Genomic DNA, 15,501 nt, shown 5'->3' on the forward strand with positions numbered 1-15,501 from the left:
GCATGGGACGGCCTCGCCGCATGAGCGTATCCGGTGGTGAGGCGGCGGGACGGTATGGCCGCTCAAGCCTGCGCCGTATCGCGGCGGTGGGGGATGCCGTTTCCTTTTCCCGGCGGCCTTTCTTTCCTCCACCCAAGCCTTCCGCCGATTGCCGCCATCGCGCCGATGGCGAGGATGGGGAAGCCGCCGGGCCCAAGCCGGGCCTATTTCCTCAGCCCAAGCTCTTCGTCGATTTCCGCCATCGCGCCGATGGCGAGGGTGAGGAAGTCGCCGAGTTCAAGCCCCAGCTCAGAGCACTGCCGGATGCAGTCACGGTTGACGCTGGCGGCAAACGCTTTGTCTTTCATCTTTTTCTTGAGGCTGGAGGCCTGCATGCCTTCCATGCCCGTGGGGCGCACGAGTGCCGCCGTGACCACAAGTCCGGTCACGGTTTCCCCGCAGCGCAGGGCGTAGTCGAAGGCGGAGGAGGGGGCCACGCCGGTCATTTCGCCGTTGTGGGCGCGGATGGCGTGCAGGGCTTCTTCGGGCAGGCGGTCGCCGATGCGTTCGGCTCCGACGAGGCCGTGCTTGGCGGGATCATCATGGGTAAGGGGATAGTCGAGATCGTGCAGCAGCCCGGTCAGGCCCCACACCTCTTCGTCCTCGCCTAAATGCCGGGCAAGGGCGCGCATGACCGCTTCCGAGGCCAGCGCGTGCTGGATGAGATGTTTTTCGGGGCCGGGTTCGTTCAAAAGGGCCAAAGCCTGTTCGCGGTTGATCATGACGCCTCCGTGGGTTGGTGAGGGGACAAGGAACCTGTTGCATACCGCAGCGCGGCTTCAAAATCCAGCGCTGTCGGATGATTGACACAACCTCTGGAATGACGGAAAAGGAAGGGATCTATTTTCATCCTTCTTACCCGGTTCGCCCCGCGGCGGACAACGCACCTACATGAAGCGCATAATCGGTATAAAATTTAGTCATTACGGACAAATATATTTTTTCTACTGTGAGGATCCCTTTGTCGGCAGGGGGGATCGCGTACTTGCGGAAACCGGTCAGGGCCTCGGCATCGCCACGGTCATGAACATTGTGGATCGCCTTCCTGAGGATCTTCCCCCGGACGGTGTGCGCGATATCCTGCGCAAGGTGACCGAGGAGGATCAGATCGTTGCGGAAGAAAACGATACCCTGACGTACTCCGCGTATAAGTTCTGTGAATCGCGCATCCGGGAACGCCAGCTCGACATGAAGCTTGTCGATGTGGAGGTGCTTTTCGATCGCAGCAAGCTGGTGTTTTATTTTACCGCCCCAACCCGGATCGACTTTCGTGAGCTGGTAAAGGATCTGGTGCGCGAATACCACACCCGCATTGAGCTGCGCCAGATCGGCGTCCGGCACGAGACGCAGATGCTCGGCGCGGTGGGGAGCTGCGGCATGGTGTGCTGCTGCCGCCGGTTCCTGCGCAAGTTTGTGCCCGTGACCATCAAGATGGCGAAGGAGCAGAACCTGTTCCTGAACCCCTCCAAGATTTCGGGCATCTGCGGGCGCCTCTTGTGCTGCCTCAGTTATGAGCAGGAGAACTATGATATTTTCCACAGCAGTTGCCCGCGCCTCGGAAAACGCTACCAGACCAACAGGGGCCCCATGAAAGTGCTGCGCGCCAACATGTTCCGCAACAGTGTGGCCCTGCTGACGGATACGAACGAGGAGCTTGAGCTGACGCTCGACGAGTGGCAGGAGCTCGATCCCCGGCGTCCCGACGCGCCGCCGCGCCCGGAAGGAAAGCCTGATGCGAAGCCGGAGAACAAGCCTTCGGCGCCCCGCCCGCATGACGAGCTGATGGTGGTCATGGCCGATCCGGACACCATCGACGAGGCGTTTGGCGACGACCCCGATGAGCTTGACGATCTCGGCGGGCTCAATGACGGCGATATGGAAACGCTTGAAGAGGGGCTCCGCCCCAAGCGCAAGCGCAAGCGGAAGAGATAGGGACGGGGGAGCGAAAAGGGGCCTTTCCGGGGAAAGGGCCCGCTTCTCCCGAACCCCTCCCATCATCCCTGAGGGCGTTTGGCCTGAGGGGAGGCCGCGCGGCGGAAGCCCGTTCCGGCGGGGGAGGGGCAATGAGTCAGAAACGGCTGCAGACGGGACGGTTTGCGGCCGGCATATACGGAACACCATGAAAGGAGCTTTCCCGTGTCCTCCACGTTTTACATTACGACACCGATTTATTACGTGAACGCCCGCCCGCATCTTGGGCACGCCTATACGACCATCGTTGCGGACAGCCTGCGCCGTTTCCATACGTTGCTCGGCGAGGATACGTGGTTTCTGACCGGCACGGACGAGCACGGCGACAAGATCGTCAAGGCCGCCGAAGCCGCCGGGCAGACCCCGCAGGAATTCGTGGACGGCATCAGCGGCCAGTTTCAGGCCCTGTGGCCCAAGCTCGGCATCAAGCACGATCAGTTCATCCGCACGACGGATGCCGATCACAAGGCCCGCGTGCAGGCGTTCCTCCAGAAGGTGTACGACAACGGCGACATCTATTTCGGCGAGCACGGCGGGCATTACTGCACGGGCTGCGAGCGTTTCTACACCGAAAAGGAACTGGAAAACGGCCTGTGCCCGCAGCACCTGACCAAGCCGGACTTCATTCAGGAGAAGAACTATTTCTTCCGCATGTCCAAGTACCTGCCGTGGCTTGCCGAGCATATCCGCGAAAACCCCGACTTCATCCGTCCCGAACGCTACCGCAACGAAGTGCTGTCGATGATCGAAAGCGGCGTGCTGGAGGACCTGTGCATTTCGCGCCCGAAATCCCGCCTCGAATGGGGCATTGAGCTGCCGTTCGACAAGGATTACGTCTGTTACGTGTGGTTTGATGCGCTGCTCAACTATATTTCCGCCCTCGGCTGGCCCGACGGCGGCAAGTATGCCGCGTACTGGCCCGGCGAACACCTCGTCGCCAAGGATATCCTGAAGCCGCACGGCGTATTCTGGCCCACCATGCTGAAATCCGCCGGGGTGCCGCTGTACAGGCACCTTAATGTACACGGCTATTGGCTCATCAAGGACACCAAGATGTCCAAGTCTCTCGGCAACGTGGTCGAGCCCATCAAAATGGCGGAACATTACGGGCTGGATGCGTTCCGGTATTTCCTGTTGCGCGACATGCAGTTCGGTTCTGACGCCAGCTTCTCCGAAGAGGCGCTGATCACCCGCTTCAATGCCGATCTCGCCAATGACCTCGGCAACCTGTTCAGCCGCGTGCTGTCCATGAACGCCAAGTATTTCGAGGGCAAGGTTCCGCCGATGGGCGAACTGACCGAGGACGACAAGGCGCTCGTCGAGCTTGCGGAGAACTCCCGCCGCAACTACGTGCAGCTGTTCGGCAACATCCGTTTCTCGCAGGGCCTCGACGCGCTGTGGGAGCTCGTGCGCGCCCTCAACAAGTACGTGGATTCCCAAGCCCCGTGGACGCTCTTCAAACAGGGCGATACGGCCCGCCTCGGCACGGTCATCCGGCTGCTGCTCGAATGCATGCGCAAGGTGGCGCTCTGCCTGTGGCCGGTCATGCCGGGCACGGCGGCGGCCCTGCTTGAGCAGCTCGGCCAGCCCTTGCCCGCGTCCGAGCGTTTCGGCGTCGCGCCCGCCGGGAACGTCAACGATGAAGAGGGCGCTTGGGAATGCCTTGCCACCGGCAGCGTGATCGCGTCCGCGTCCAACCTGTTCCCGCGCCTGGAAATCCCGGAAGAGATGAAGGAAGACAAAAAGGCGAAGCAGAAGAAGCCCGCCAAGGGGAAGGAAGCCAAAGCCGCGCCCGCGCCTGCTGAAACAGCCGCCCCCGGAGTGGCCGAATACGCCGACTTCCAGAAGCTTGAGCTGCGCGTGGGCACGATCCTCGAAGCGGGCCGGGTGCCCAATGCGGACAAGCTGCTGTGCTTCAAGATCGATCTTGGCGAAGCCGAGCCGCGTCAGATCCTGTCGGGCATTGCCGAGCACTTTGAGCCGGAAACCCTCGTGGGCCGTCAGGTGTGCGTGGTCGCCAACCTCGCGCCGCGCAAGATCCGCGGGCTCGTATCTGCGGGCATGATCCTGACGGCGGAATCCCCTGACGGCAAGCTGACCCTCCTCGCCCCCGGCGGGGATGTCGCGCCGGGAAGCAGGATTTCATAGGGGAAAAGAATCGATGCAAAAAGGGGAACCTTTCGGAAGGAAGGTTCCCCTTTTTGTTTGAATCCCGCCGATAGGCGTGCGGTTGATGCACGGCGCGATAGGCCCGCAGGAGGCCGCACGGTAACCAACAACAGATAATCTCCCGGCTTTGCCGGGGGACTCCCAAAGTTTGTTTTTCCAGAAGGCTCTGTCAGAGTATGTGGTTGTTTAATTTGGCTGTGTTTAAGTTTGTGGCTGATACAAGATTCCAACTGGAAAGGAAGAGTTCTTTGGAAATTATTTGGAGGTCTCGCAACAATTCTTCAAAACTGGATTTCATGTAATGAACAAAAAATGAGAGAGGCCCACATCACTAGACGTGGAACGATCTTTTATCTATTGATTTTCATTGAAAAAATCATCAACCGTAAAATTGAACACAGCCTTTAATTTTATTAATATACTGAAAATATATACTTTCTCTCCGATTTTTCCGCTGGTGGGCTCCATGATTGGGGGGTATTGGTTATTTCTTTGGAACTTCAAACAAAGCATCAATCGTTTTCTGTGGCACAGCCTTTTTATTTTGCTGGGTTATAGAAAATGGTTGATGCCTTTTTCCTTGAAGCTCCAAAGGGATAACCGGCAAAATGCCTTGGCCTTGGATCCCGCCAAGGGGAAAACCGGAGAAAAAGGCTGTATTTTCACCGCACTGTGGAGATGAAACAACCATAAACTATAACAGAGCCTTTTATTTTGTGTCCGGCACGATTGCGTGAGGAAGATTAGGGAGGGAACGCTTTCCTTAGGTGGTGTCGTCAATTAGATATAATCTATTGAAACCATTTAACTGTTTTTCAGGTTGCACAAGGATTGTTTCCAATAGTTTCAAATAGCTACATATAAGATGGCGACACGGCCTAGAACGGTTTTCCTCTCCCAAAAATTCCACTCCGAGGGCTTTGGGCTGGCGGGGAGGCTGCACGGAATGTTCCGTGGGTAAAGGCGAAGGCGGTGTGATTATAGCAAGAATAGGAACAGAGCAGGCAAGGGGAAGCGCCATATCTCTTGGGGAGAATATGGAATCGGTGCAGGAGGATGAGGGGAGAGGGCATTATGGAGATGCCCTCTCCATGCTTTACTGCCGCTGTTGTTTTTCCGGCAAGGCCGCGATGATGACGCCTACGAAAGTAAGCCCGACGCCAAGGGCTTGGGCCAGCGTGAGGCGTTCTCCGAGGATGGTAAAGGCGAAGATAAGGGTGAATACGGGGATGAGGTTGCCGAAGAGGGCTACGATGCCCGCTTCAAGGTGTTTGAGTGCGAAGTTGAAGCTCAAATAGACAAGGAAACCCACGCCGATCCCCATATAGAGCAGGCCGCCGACTGCGGGCGCGGTGATGTTGGCGGGTATGGGCGTCATGAACACGAAAGGCAGGAATACGATGGTTCCGCCGAGCGCTTGAATGGCGGAAATGCTCAGGAAGGAGTAGCGCCGGGAAATAAAGCGTACGCATATGGCATAGCCCGTTGCGGACAGGATGGCCCCAACCATGAGCAGGTTGCCGAGGATGGGATTGGAGGCCTGATCCGAGCTTTCGGCGGCGAGGGAGGCTCCGGCGACGCCCGCCACGGCAAGCAGCATGGCGACGATGGTCTTCTTGGTCAGCTTTTCGCCGAGGAACAGCCATGCGGCTACGGCGGTGCAAAGGGGGAAGCAGGCCGCGATGACGCCGCCCTGCGATGCCGTGGTGTAGGTCATGGCGAAGGTTTCGCAGAGGAAGAACAGGCAGGGCTCGAACAAAACCATCGCCACCAGATATTTCCAGTCGCCTTTCTGATAGGGGAGACGGCTCCACAGGCGGTACAGCGCCAGATAGATGACCCCGGCGAACGCTACGCGGGCGAAAACCACCTGCATGGCGGTAAACGACTCGAACGCGTATTTCATGGCGATCATGCCGCCGCCCCACGTTGCATAGCTCAGGATCAGCAGCGCCATCAGCACGTTCTTGGATACGGTCATGGTTCCCTCCCCAAAACGCCCGCAGGTTGTGGAACGGCGGGCCATCATGATGTTTCCGAGAACTTTAGATGGTTGTGCCCGGCAAATCTGATGCAGATGCGACACTTTTGCAAAAATAAGGGGATGTGGGGGGAGGGGTGGAAGGGAAAGCGTAAGGCGTGGGCCCCTGTCCTGAAAAAACCGTGAAGGCTTGTATGGCCTCCACGGTTTGTACAGAGACGGTGGGTTGGCGGGTTAGGGGAGCAGGCCATACGCCAGCGGATCTTGCCGTGAGGTGCCTCTTACGCTGTTGACATCTTCGGGGCAGGCCATGCGCCCGCGGGGCTTGCTTTCACCAGCGGCCTTTGAAGGAGCCTGAACCAGATCAGGCCATGCGCTCGCGGAGCTTGCGGCGTTCGCGGTCGATTTGCTCGTCCGTGGCTCCGAAGTCGCGCATCAGGTGCTCGGTCATGGCGACGGCGACTTCACGTTCGCCGGAGAAGACGGCTGATACGCCTTCGGACTTGAGGTTTTCCGCCACACGCAGATAGGTGGTGTGGACGAGGATGCGCAGGTTGGGGTTGATGGCGCGGGCGACTTCCACGATTTCCCCGGCAGGCGCGCTCGACGAGGAAATGATGAGCCCCTCGGCCTCTTCCGCTCCCGCGTGGATCAGGACTTCGCGCTGTGTGGCGTCGCCGTAGATGATCTTCTCGCCGAGCGCGCTGACCCTCCGCACGGTATCAATGTTCATTTCCACGACCACCACGTCGAGGTTGTTGTCGCGGAGGATGCCCGTGAGCTGCTTCCCTACGGGGCCGTACCCTACAACAATGATGCGCTGCGCGCCTTCAGGGTGGGAAAGCTCATTTTCGTCGAGCCGGGGGAGCCCGATGCCCTTGGATTCCAGCCAATGGGCCACCCCGTTGATGCGCCGGTAGAGCAGGGGGTTGAGGGTGATGGAAACGATTGCCGTCACGATGATGGCGCTGGACGCTTCCTTGGGCAGTACGCCGAAGCTCACGCCCATCGCGGCGAGGATGAAGGAAAATTCGCCGATCTGCGCCAGTGCGACCGCGACGGAAAGGGCCATGCGCAAAGGCTTGCCGAAGAGCTTGACCACAATGAAGGCGGCCAGCGGTTTGCCGATGAGGACGATCCCAAGCGTGGCGAGGATGAGGGGCCAGTCGCTGATGAGCGAGGCGGGGTTGAACAGCATCCCCACGGAAACGAAGAAGAGGACGGCGAAGGCGTCGCGCATGGGCAGGGCTTCCGCGGCGGCCTGCGAGCTGAATTCGGACTGGCCGACGACCATGCCGCTGAGGAAGGCGCCGAGGGCCATGGACGCGCCGAAGAAATTGGCCGCGCCCACAGCCACGCCGAGGGCCAGGACAAGGACGGAGAGGGTGAAGAGATCGCGGGTTCCGGTGCGGGCTACGTAGGCGAGGAGCTTGGGGATGATCCGCTGGCCGACCACCAGCGCGAAGACCACAAGGGCGCCGAGTTTCAGCGTCGTAACGGCAAGGACGTGCCAGACGCTTTCGGACTGTCCGCCGCCGCCCACGATGGCGGGCAAAAGCACCAGCAGAAGGATGGTGAAGAGGTCTTCCACCACCAGCCAGCCGAGGGCGACGTGGCCCGTCGTGGTGTGCAGCGCCTTGTTGTCGGAGAGGACGCGGGTCAGGACGACCGTGCTGGCGACGGAGATGGCCATGCCGAAAACAGCCCCGGCTGACCATGACCAGCCGAAACCGTGCGAAACGACCATGCCGAGCAAGGTTGCCGCCCCGATCTGGGCTGTCGCGCCGGGCAGGACGATACGCTGGACGGCCAGCAGGTCTTTAAGGTGGAAGTGGAGGCCCACGCCGAACATGAGCAGGATGATGCCGATTTCCGCGCACTGGGAAGCCGTGTCCGCATCGGCGACGAAGCCGGGGGAATAGGGGCCTACAATAATGCCTGCCAACAGGTAACCCACAATGGGGGACATGCGCAGTTTTTGGGTGATGAATCCGAGCACGAGGGCTGCGCTCAGGCCACCGGCAAGCGTCAGGATGAGATCGACGTTATGCAGCATAGGATCCTTTGCATGTGCGGTTGTCCGTTCACGTATCCATGATTGCATCCTTTTTCAAAGAGCAAGAATGCCGAAACGGGGAACGAATATCAAGGGGATAGCCCTGACCGTTTCGTGATTACCTCCCAACGTCGCCTGAAAGAGGCGCTTGTTTCCCTCCATGATGCGCCGGGGCGGAAAAGGGCTTGCGGCGCGGGGCGGCTGCCCATACGGAAGATGCCGCAAAAGTGGGTAATGGAGCATCCTGCGTTTTTTTCCGATGGGAGTAAAGGTTTTGGGAAAAATTTTGATGTCGGATGCTCATGCCGTTTTTGCAAAAAAGATACTTCTATGGAGAAAAACGGCATTGATGTGGTCTGTTTTATGGCCTTTTCCCCCGCCTTTTCGAGAAAAGCGCCCAAGGAGCGGCTGTCTGTGAAAAATATCGTTAACAAAAGAGAAAGGAGGAATTTCTGTTGAATAAAAAAATGAAAAGGACTATCCTTTTTTGAAAGAAAAGTTCTTGCAAAAAACGTACTGGTTCTGGGAACGCATCCCGGCTTTCGCAGGTCTCCGACCATCGGAATGTCATGAAAATCAAGCTCGACGAAACCAATCTGGCAATTATCAAGGCGCTGCGCAATGGCCGCGCCTCTTTCCGGGACATCGCCGCGGATCTGGGGCTTTCCGAAGTGACTGTCCGTACCCGCGCCGCCCGGCTCATTGAAGACGGCGTACTGGACATCTGCGGGCAGGTCGATGTGGAAAAGCTGCCCGGCCATACGCTGGCCTTGGTGGCGATCAAGCTCCGCTCCCCGGATCTGGTGGGCGAGGGCGAAGTGTTTTCCCATCTGAGGGGCGTGGTTTCCGTGGCCGTCCTGACGGGGCGGCACGACCTCATCCTGACCGTGCTGCTCAATGAGGAATTCGGCCTGCTGGATTTCTACACCAACGAGTTCTCCAAGTGTCACGACAGGGTGTCTTCCATCGAAACCTTTATCGTCTATAAGGGGTTCGGCCTGAAAGTGCCCTATGTTCTGTAGGCGCCCGGCGGTTTGTGGAGTTTTTTTGAGTCGGCGGGGGTGTCCCGTCGGCTTTCTGGTGTCGCACAGGCGGCGCGGGATTTCGTACAAACAGGGAATGTCAAACGGAGTCATTCATGTTGCATCAAACGGCATTACACGCAACGCACGAGGCCCTCGGAGCCACGCTGGTTGATTTCGGCGGCTGGGATATGCCGCTCTGGTATCCCACCGGCGCGGTGAAGGAACATCTCGCCGTCATCCAGCACGCCGGGCTGTTCGACATCGGGCACATGGCCGGGCTCATGGTTTCCGGCCCCGATGCGCTGGAGGCCCTCCAGTGGGCCTTTACCAAGGATTTGTCCTTGTCCGGCCCGCGTGCCGCTTACGGCGCGTTCCTCGACGCGTCCGGCGGCGTGGTGGATGACGCCATCATATACCCCCTGAGCAAAGGCCGCTACTTTGTGGTGCTCAACGTGGGCAAGGGCGAACGCATCGCCGAATCGCTCCGTGCGTGGGCCGCTTCCGAAGGCAAGGACGTCACGATCCGCGATCTCGCCGGGACGTACGGCAAGCTTGACCTTCAGGGCCCGGCCGCAGTCCGCGTCATGGCCAAGCTCCTCAAGGATCCCGACGCCGTATTTGACAAGCTGCCTTATTTTTCCTTCAAGGGCGACATCGAACTTGCCGACAGCGATATCTTCCTTGCCGACGGGACGCCGATTTTCCTGTCCCGTACGGGATATACCGGTGAGCAGGGCTTTGAAATCTTCGTTCCCTACGACAAGATCGTGGACATTTGGAACCGGATTCTCGAAGCCGGGAAGGATGAGGGCGTCATCCCCTGCGGCTTGGCGGCCCGCGACTCTGTGCGCGCCGGGGCTATGCTTCCGCTTTCGCAGCAGGACATCGGGCCGTGGCCGTTTGTGAACAATCCGTGGCCCTTTACCCTGCCCAAGGACGAAAACGGCAACTGGACGAAGGATTTCTTTGGCCGTTCCGCCCTTGAGGAAGCCCTCGCTTCCGGCAACGTCACGTATACCTACGCCTACTGCGGCTTTGACCCCCGCAAGGTGACGTCTCCCGATCACGACACGCATCCGCAGGTTCTGCTGGACGGCGAGGCCATCGGCGACGTGCTCACCTGCGTGGCGGACGTGTCCATCGGGCGCGTGGACGGCGTGATCACGAGCGTCGCCAGCCCGGAAAAGCCGGAAGGCTTCGCGCCCAAGGGCCTTGTCTGCGGCTTTGTCCGCGTGAACCGTCCGCTGGAGAACGGCACCAAGCTTACGCTCGCCGATCCGCGCCGTAAGATTCAGGTCGAGACCGTGACCGACATCCGCCCCGCCCGCACCGCCCGCAAGAAGCTGGGAAGCCTGTAGGAAGGGAAAAGGCTTTGAGATTGGGGAGGGGAGGGAGAACCCTTCTGGAGAAGGGCTTCTCCCTCCCCTCCCCACACCCCACCGTTCCCTCTCCCAAGACGTTTGTAATGGGGGCGGGGGAGGCGAGTGGGCCTTGTTGAAAAACGAAGAGGGAACTCCTGACGCGCTCGGGGCCGTCCGTATCCGCTCCGGTTGAAACGTTGTTTCGGCCGGAGCGGATACGGACGGTTTTGAGGGGGTCCGGGGGGAATCATTCCCCCCGGGCGGGGTCAAGGGGCGGCAGCCCTTTGCCGCCGGAGGCATACCATAAATATCAACCGCACGAGAGGAACACGATCATGTCCAACATTCCCGCCGAACTGCGTTACTCGGAAGATCACGAATGGATCAGCACCTCCGCCCCGTGGAAGATCGGCGTGAGCGATTACGCCCAGAACGCCCTCGGCGACCTCACCTATGTGGAACTGCCTTCCGTGGGCGACACCTTTGAGAAAGGCCAGGAATTCGGCACGCTCGAATCCACCAAGTCCGTGAGCCCTCTGCTCATGCCCGTCGCGGGCACCGTCAAGGCCGTCAACGAAGCGCTGGCGGACGCCCCTGAAAAAGTGAATCAGGACCCCTACGGCGAAGGCTGGATCATCGAAATCGAGGCCGCCGAAGGCGTGGGCGAACTGCTGGATGCCGCGGCATACAAGGCGCACCTGGAGACCCTGTAATGCATCGTTATTTCCCCCACACCGCGGAAGACGAAGCGCAGATGCTCGGTGTCGTCGGCGCCGACAGGGTGGAGGATCTGTTTTCCTCCATCCCGGCGGATTGCCGCCACGAAGGTGCGCTTCCTCTGACCGCCATGACGGAGTGGGAACTGACGGCGCAGGCCGAAGCGCTGGCGGCTTCCATGCCCGCAGCCGGTTCCGCATGGATCGGCGCGGGAAGCTACCAGCACTACATCCCCGCCGTTGTCCCGGCCCTTGCCGGACGTTCCGAATTTTACACCGCCTACACGCCGTACCAGCCGGAAATCAGCCAAGGCACGCTGCAGGGCATCTTTGAATTCCAGACGCTCATCGCCCGTCTGCTCGGCATGGAAGTGGCCAACGCCTCCATGTACGACGGCGCGACCGCGCTGGCCGAAGGCGCGCTGATGGCCTGCCGCCTAACCAAGCGCAGCGCCGTGGCGGTTTCGCTGGCCCTGCATCCGCATTACCGCGCGGTGCTGGACACGTACTGCAACGCCAACGGCATTGAAGTGCGCGACCTCACCATGACCGAAGAGGGCGGCACCAGCCTTGAGCACCTCAAGGACGATACGGAACTCGCCGCGCTGATCGTGCAGTCCCCCAACGTTTTCGGCGTGGTCGAGCGCCTTGCCGAACAGGCTGAATGGATCCACGCCCGCAAGGGTCTGCTGATCACCGGTTTCACCGAAGCGATGGCCTATGGCTTGCTGGCCACCCCCGGCAGCCAGGGCGCGGACATCGTGTGCGGCGAAGGGCAGAGCTTCGGCCTGTCGCAGGCGTTCGGCGGCCCTTATCTGGGGCTTATGGCGACCCGCAAGGCTTTCGTCCGCAACCTGCCGGGCCGTCTCGTGGGCCAGACCGTGGACAACAAGGGCAAGCGCGCCTTCGTGCTCACCCTGTCCACCCGCGAGCAGCACATCCGCCGCGAAAAGGCCGTGTCCAACATCTGCTCCAACGCCGGGCTGTGCGCCATGACCTGCGCCATGTACCTTGCGAGCGTGGGCGGCACGGGCCTCCGCCATATGGCCCAGCTCAACCGGGACAAGGCCGAGTACCTCAAGGCCGGCCTCGCCAAGCTCGGCTTCCGCCCCGTGTATTCCGGCCAGACCTTCAATGAATTCGTGATGGCCGCTCCCGCCGGTTTCGACGCCAAGTGGAAACGCCTCCTCGAAGAAAAGAAGATCATGTTCGGCATGGAGCTGTCCAAGTGGTATCCGCTTGCCGACAGCTACCTTTTCTGTGTTACGGAAACCCGGAGCCGCGCCGACATCGACGCCATCCTGAAGGAGATCGCCTGATGAGCAATCAGTCTTGGCCCGGGGTGTCGAGTCTCGTACTGAACGAGCCCCTGCTGTGGGAAAAAGGCCGCCCCGGACGCGTGGGCGCGAGCCTGCCCGAATCGGACGTGCCCGCCGCCCCTTATGAGGCGGAGGGTATGGTGCGGACGGAGCTGAATCTGCCCGACCTTGCCGAACTGGATGTGGTGCGCCACTACACGCGCCTTTCCACGTGGAACTTCGGTGTGGACACGGGCATGTATCCGCTCGGTTCCTGCACCATGAAATACAACCCCAAGATCAACGAAAAGATCGCCGCGCTGCCCGGTTTTGCCGGTGCGCATCCGCTGTTCCCCTCCGAATATTCGCAGGGCGCGCTGCGGGTGCTGTACGAAACCGAGCAGATGCTGTGCGCCGTGACCGGCCTTGAGGCGTGCAGCCTCCAGCCTTCCGCCGGTGCGCACGGCGAACTGACCGGCATCATGCTCATTCAGGCATGGCACCGGGCTCAGGGCAACACGCGCACCAAGATGCTCATCCCCGACACCGCGCACGGCACCAACCCGGCCAGCGCCGCCCTGTGCGGCTTCTCGTCGGTAAAGGTTCCGCTCGGCCCCGACGGCATCCTGACCGTTGAGGACGTGGCCGCCCTGATGGATGACGACTGTGCCGGGATCATGATCACGAACCCGAATACGCTCGGCCTGTTCGAGTCCAACATCAAGGAAATCGCCGAACTCGTGCACGCCCGCGGCGGCCTCGTCTACGGCGACGGCGCGAACCTGAACGCGATCATGGGTTATGCCCACATGGGCCATATCGGGATCGACGTCATGCACATGAACCTGCACAAGACGTTCTCCACCCCGCACGGCGGCGGCGGCCCCGGCTCCGGCGCGATCTGCGTGAGCAAGACGCTTGTGCCGTTCCTGCCCGGCCCCCGTCTGGTCGAAACCGAAGGCAAGCTCGGTTGGGTGGACAACTCCGTCGATGCAGGCGGGCAGTCCATCGGCCGTATGCATCCCTTCTGGGGGCAGTTCGGCGTAGTCCTGCGCGCATGGGCCTACTTGAAGACCCTCGGCCCGGATCTGAAGCGTGCCAGTGAGCTGGCCGTGCTCAACGCGAACTACATCAAGTTCAGCCTCAAGGATCTGTACGATCTGCCTTTCCCGCAGCCGTCCCTGCACGAATGCGTGTTCACGGACAAGAAGCAGGAAGGGTTCGGGGTCAGCACGATGGACATCGCCAAGCGCCTGATCGACTGCGGCATCCATCCGCCGACGATCTATTTCCCGCTGGTGGTGCACGGCGCGATCATGATCGAGCCCACCGAGTCGGAAAACCTTGAGGATCTGGACGCGTTCATTGAGGCCATGCGTTCCATCGCGCAGTTGGCCGAAACCGACGCCGATCTGTTGCATGCCTCTCCGACCCGGACCAAGGTGGGCCGCGTCGATGAAGTCGGCGCAGCCCGCAAGCCCGTTCTGACGGGCGATATGTAAACGAAAAACAGCCGAGGGGAGGGGAAGGGATCAGCAAAGAACGCTTTGCCGCCGCCAAGGATTACGGGCGACGCCCGACGGTTCGCCGTCGGGGATTCCTTCTCCTCCCTTTGCCGTTTTCTCGGCCCTTTGGGACTTTCATAATGGGACTGCGCCATTATGAAAGTTTTTTTATGGAGTTCCGCATGTATTGGATTGTAAATCACTCCCTCGACCCGGCATTCAACCTTGCGCTTGAGGAATATTTTTTAGGCCGGATCGAACCCGGACATCCCGGTTACGCCATCCTGTGGCAGAACAGCCCGACCATCGTGGTGGGGCGGTTCCAGAACACCCGTCAGGAAGTGAACGCCGATTTCGTGCGCGAACGCGGGATCAGCGTGGTGCGCCGGATGACGGGCGGAGGCGCGGTCTATCACGACGCCGGGACGCTCAACTATACCTTCATCCATCATCTGGAGAAGGAAGGAACCCTGCCCGCCTTCAGCGAAGCCGGAAAACCCATTGCCGAGGCGCTGCAAAAGCTCGGCCTGCCCGTGGCCTTTTCCGGGCGCAACGATCTGATGCTGGACGGCCTGAAGGTGGCTGGCGTGGCGCACTGCCGCCGGGGGATGCGCTATCTGCATCACGGCTGCATTCTGGTAAACAGCAACCTCGATGTCCTGTCTCAGGCGCTCAATGTGGATCCGGCCAAGTACAAGTCAAAGGGCGTGGCCTCTGTCCGCAGCCGCGTGGGGAATTTGGCCGGGTATTTGGCGGAGCATTCCCCGGATCTGCCGCCGCTGACGGTGCAGCGCGTGCGCGATGCGATCATGGAGCACCGTTCCGGGGATGAATACCGGATGAGCGCGGCGGATTTCGTCGCCGTCACCCGTCTGCGGGACGCCAAATATTCGACGTGGGATTGGACGTACGGCGCATCGCCTCCGTTCACGGAGCGCAAGGCGCAGCGTTTCCCTTGGGGGAAGGTGGAAGTTTCCTACGACATCCGGCAGGGCAGCGTGGCCGAGTGCCATTTTTACGGCGATTTCTTCATGGCCGGGCCGGGCAAGAGCCTGACCGACGAGGCGAGCGGTTGCGAGATCTGTGATCTTGAGGAGGCCATGCGCGGCGTCCCCTACACGAACGAGGCCCTTTCGCCCGTGCTTGACCGTTTTCCGCTGCATCTGCTGTTCAGCGGCTGCGATCCGGTTGAGCTGAAAGCCTTTTTGCTGCCGGGTAGGTAGAGTAGGGTGGAAATATTGGGGAAGGGAGGGAAAACTTTTCTGAAGAAAAGCTTTTCCCTCCCTTCCCCAAACCCCATCCCTCCCTTTCCAAAGACTTTTATGTTTATTGAATCCCTGTTCCCAGCTTTCCTTGGAGCAGCTCCTCTTTAGAAAAGGG

At 60.3% G+C, this 15,501-nt stretch carries 13 protein-coding genes; 9 read left to right on the plus strand and 4 right to left on the minus strand.

Going from position 1 to position 15,501, the window contains the following annotated elements:
• Positions 1 to 203: 203 nt before the first annotated feature.
• On the minus strand, positions 204 to 761 hold the full coding sequence (locus ACZM8Y_RS13495) for an HD domain-containing protein (RefSeq protein ID WP_302554440.1): 558 nt from the start codon (positions 759 to 761) through the stop codon (positions 204 to 206).
• Positions 762 to 930: 169 nt separating this feature from the next.
• Between ACZM8Y_RS13495 and ACZM8Y_RS13500 the strand changes: the two genes are divergently transcribed.
• Together ACZM8Y_RS13500 and metG are read left to right on the plus strand one after the other, a co-directional pair.
• A complete protein-coding gene (locus tag ACZM8Y_RS13500) occupies positions 931 to 1,971 on the plus strand; it encodes a PSP1 domain-containing protein (RefSeq protein ID WP_482333904.1) in 1,041 nt (346 codons plus the stop codon).
• Positions 1,972 to 2,133: 162 nt separating this feature from the next.
• Positions 2,134 to 4,158 carry a methionine--tRNA ligase gene (metG, locus tag ACZM8Y_RS13505; protein ID WP_482333906.1) on the plus strand — a complete coding sequence of 675 codons (2,025 nt, stop codon included), beginning with the start codon at positions 2,134 to 2,136 and terminating at the stop codon, positions 4,156 to 4,158.
• A 505-nt stretch (positions 4,159 to 4,663) separates the two neighbouring features.
• On the opposite strand, the gene ACZM8Y_RS13510 is transcribed toward metG, so the two are convergent.
• From ACZM8Y_RS13510 to ACZM8Y_RS13520, 3 genes are all read right to left on the minus strand, one after another.
• Positions 4,664 to 4,870 carry a hypothetical protein gene (locus ACZM8Y_RS13510; RefSeq protein WP_482332060.1) on the minus strand — a complete coding sequence of 69 codons (207 nt, stop codon included), beginning with the start codon at positions 4,868 to 4,870 and terminating at the stop codon, positions 4,664 to 4,666.
• A gap of 405 nt (positions 4,871 to 5,275) precedes the next feature.
• Entirely contained in the window at positions 5,276 to 6,208 is a 933-nt protein-coding gene (locus tag ACZM8Y_RS13515) for a DMT family transporter (RefSeq protein ID WP_482332056.1), read from the minus strand.
• Positions 6,209 to 6,524: 316 nt separating this feature from the next.
• On the minus strand, positions 6,525 to 8,216 hold the full coding sequence (locus ACZM8Y_RS13520; protein ID WP_302553973.1) for a cation:proton antiporter: 1,692 nt from the start codon (positions 8,214 to 8,216) through the stop codon (positions 6,525 to 6,527).
• 42 nt (positions 8,217 to 8,258) lie between these two features.
• Between ACZM8Y_RS13520 and ACZM8Y_RS13525 the strand changes: the two genes are divergently transcribed.
• From ACZM8Y_RS13525 to lplA, 7 genes are all read left to right on the plus strand, one after another.
• Complete coding sequence (locus ACZM8Y_RS13525) at positions 8,259 to 8,675, plus strand: hypothetical protein (RefSeq protein WP_489501792.1); 417 nt, start codon at positions 8,259 to 8,261, stop codon at positions 8,673 to 8,675.
• A 110-nt stretch (positions 8,676 to 8,785) separates the two neighbouring features.
• Positions 8,786 to 9,238 carry an Lrp/AsnC family transcriptional regulator gene (locus ACZM8Y_RS13530; RefSeq protein ID WP_302553970.1) on the plus strand — a complete coding sequence of 151 codons (453 nt, stop codon included), beginning with the start codon at positions 8,786 to 8,788 and terminating at the stop codon, positions 9,236 to 9,238.
• Between the two features lie 116 nt (positions 9,239 to 9,354).
• Positions 9,355 to 10,599, plus strand: coding sequence for an aminomethyl transferase family protein (locus ACZM8Y_RS13535; protein WP_479859468.1), 1,245 nt, complete (start codon positions 9,355 to 9,357; stop codon positions 10,597 to 10,599).
• A gap of 338 nt (positions 10,600 to 10,937) precedes the next feature.
• Positions 10,938 to 11,315 carry a glycine cleavage system protein GcvH gene (gene gcvH, locus ACZM8Y_RS13540; protein ID WP_308771308.1) on the plus strand — a complete coding sequence of 126 codons (378 nt, stop codon included), beginning with the start codon at positions 10,938 to 10,940 and terminating at the stop codon, positions 11,313 to 11,315.
• On the plus strand, positions 11,315 to 12,637 hold the full coding sequence (gcvPA, locus tag ACZM8Y_RS13545) for an aminomethyl-transferring glycine dehydrogenase subunit GcvPA (protein ID WP_482332036.1): 1,323 nt from the start codon (positions 11,315 to 11,317) through the stop codon (positions 12,635 to 12,637). Before gcvH ends, gcvPA begins: the two co-directional genes overlap by 1 nt.
• Positions 12,637 to 14,118, plus strand: a complete 1,482-nt coding sequence (gene gcvPB, locus ACZM8Y_RS13550) for an aminomethyl-transferring glycine dehydrogenase subunit GcvPB (protein WP_482332031.1) — start codon at positions 12,637 to 12,639, stop codon at positions 14,116 to 14,118. Before gcvPA ends, gcvPB begins: the two co-directional genes overlap by 1 nt.
• A 185-nt stretch (positions 14,119 to 14,303) precedes the next feature.
• Positions 14,304 to 15,344, plus strand: coding sequence for a lipoate--protein ligase (gene lplA, locus ACZM8Y_RS13555; protein ID WP_479859667.1), 1,041 nt, complete (start codon positions 14,304 to 14,306; stop codon positions 15,342 to 15,344).
• Positions 15,345 to 15,501: the final 157 nt, after the last annotated feature.

Source organism: Bilophila sp. (assembly GCF_057864385.1).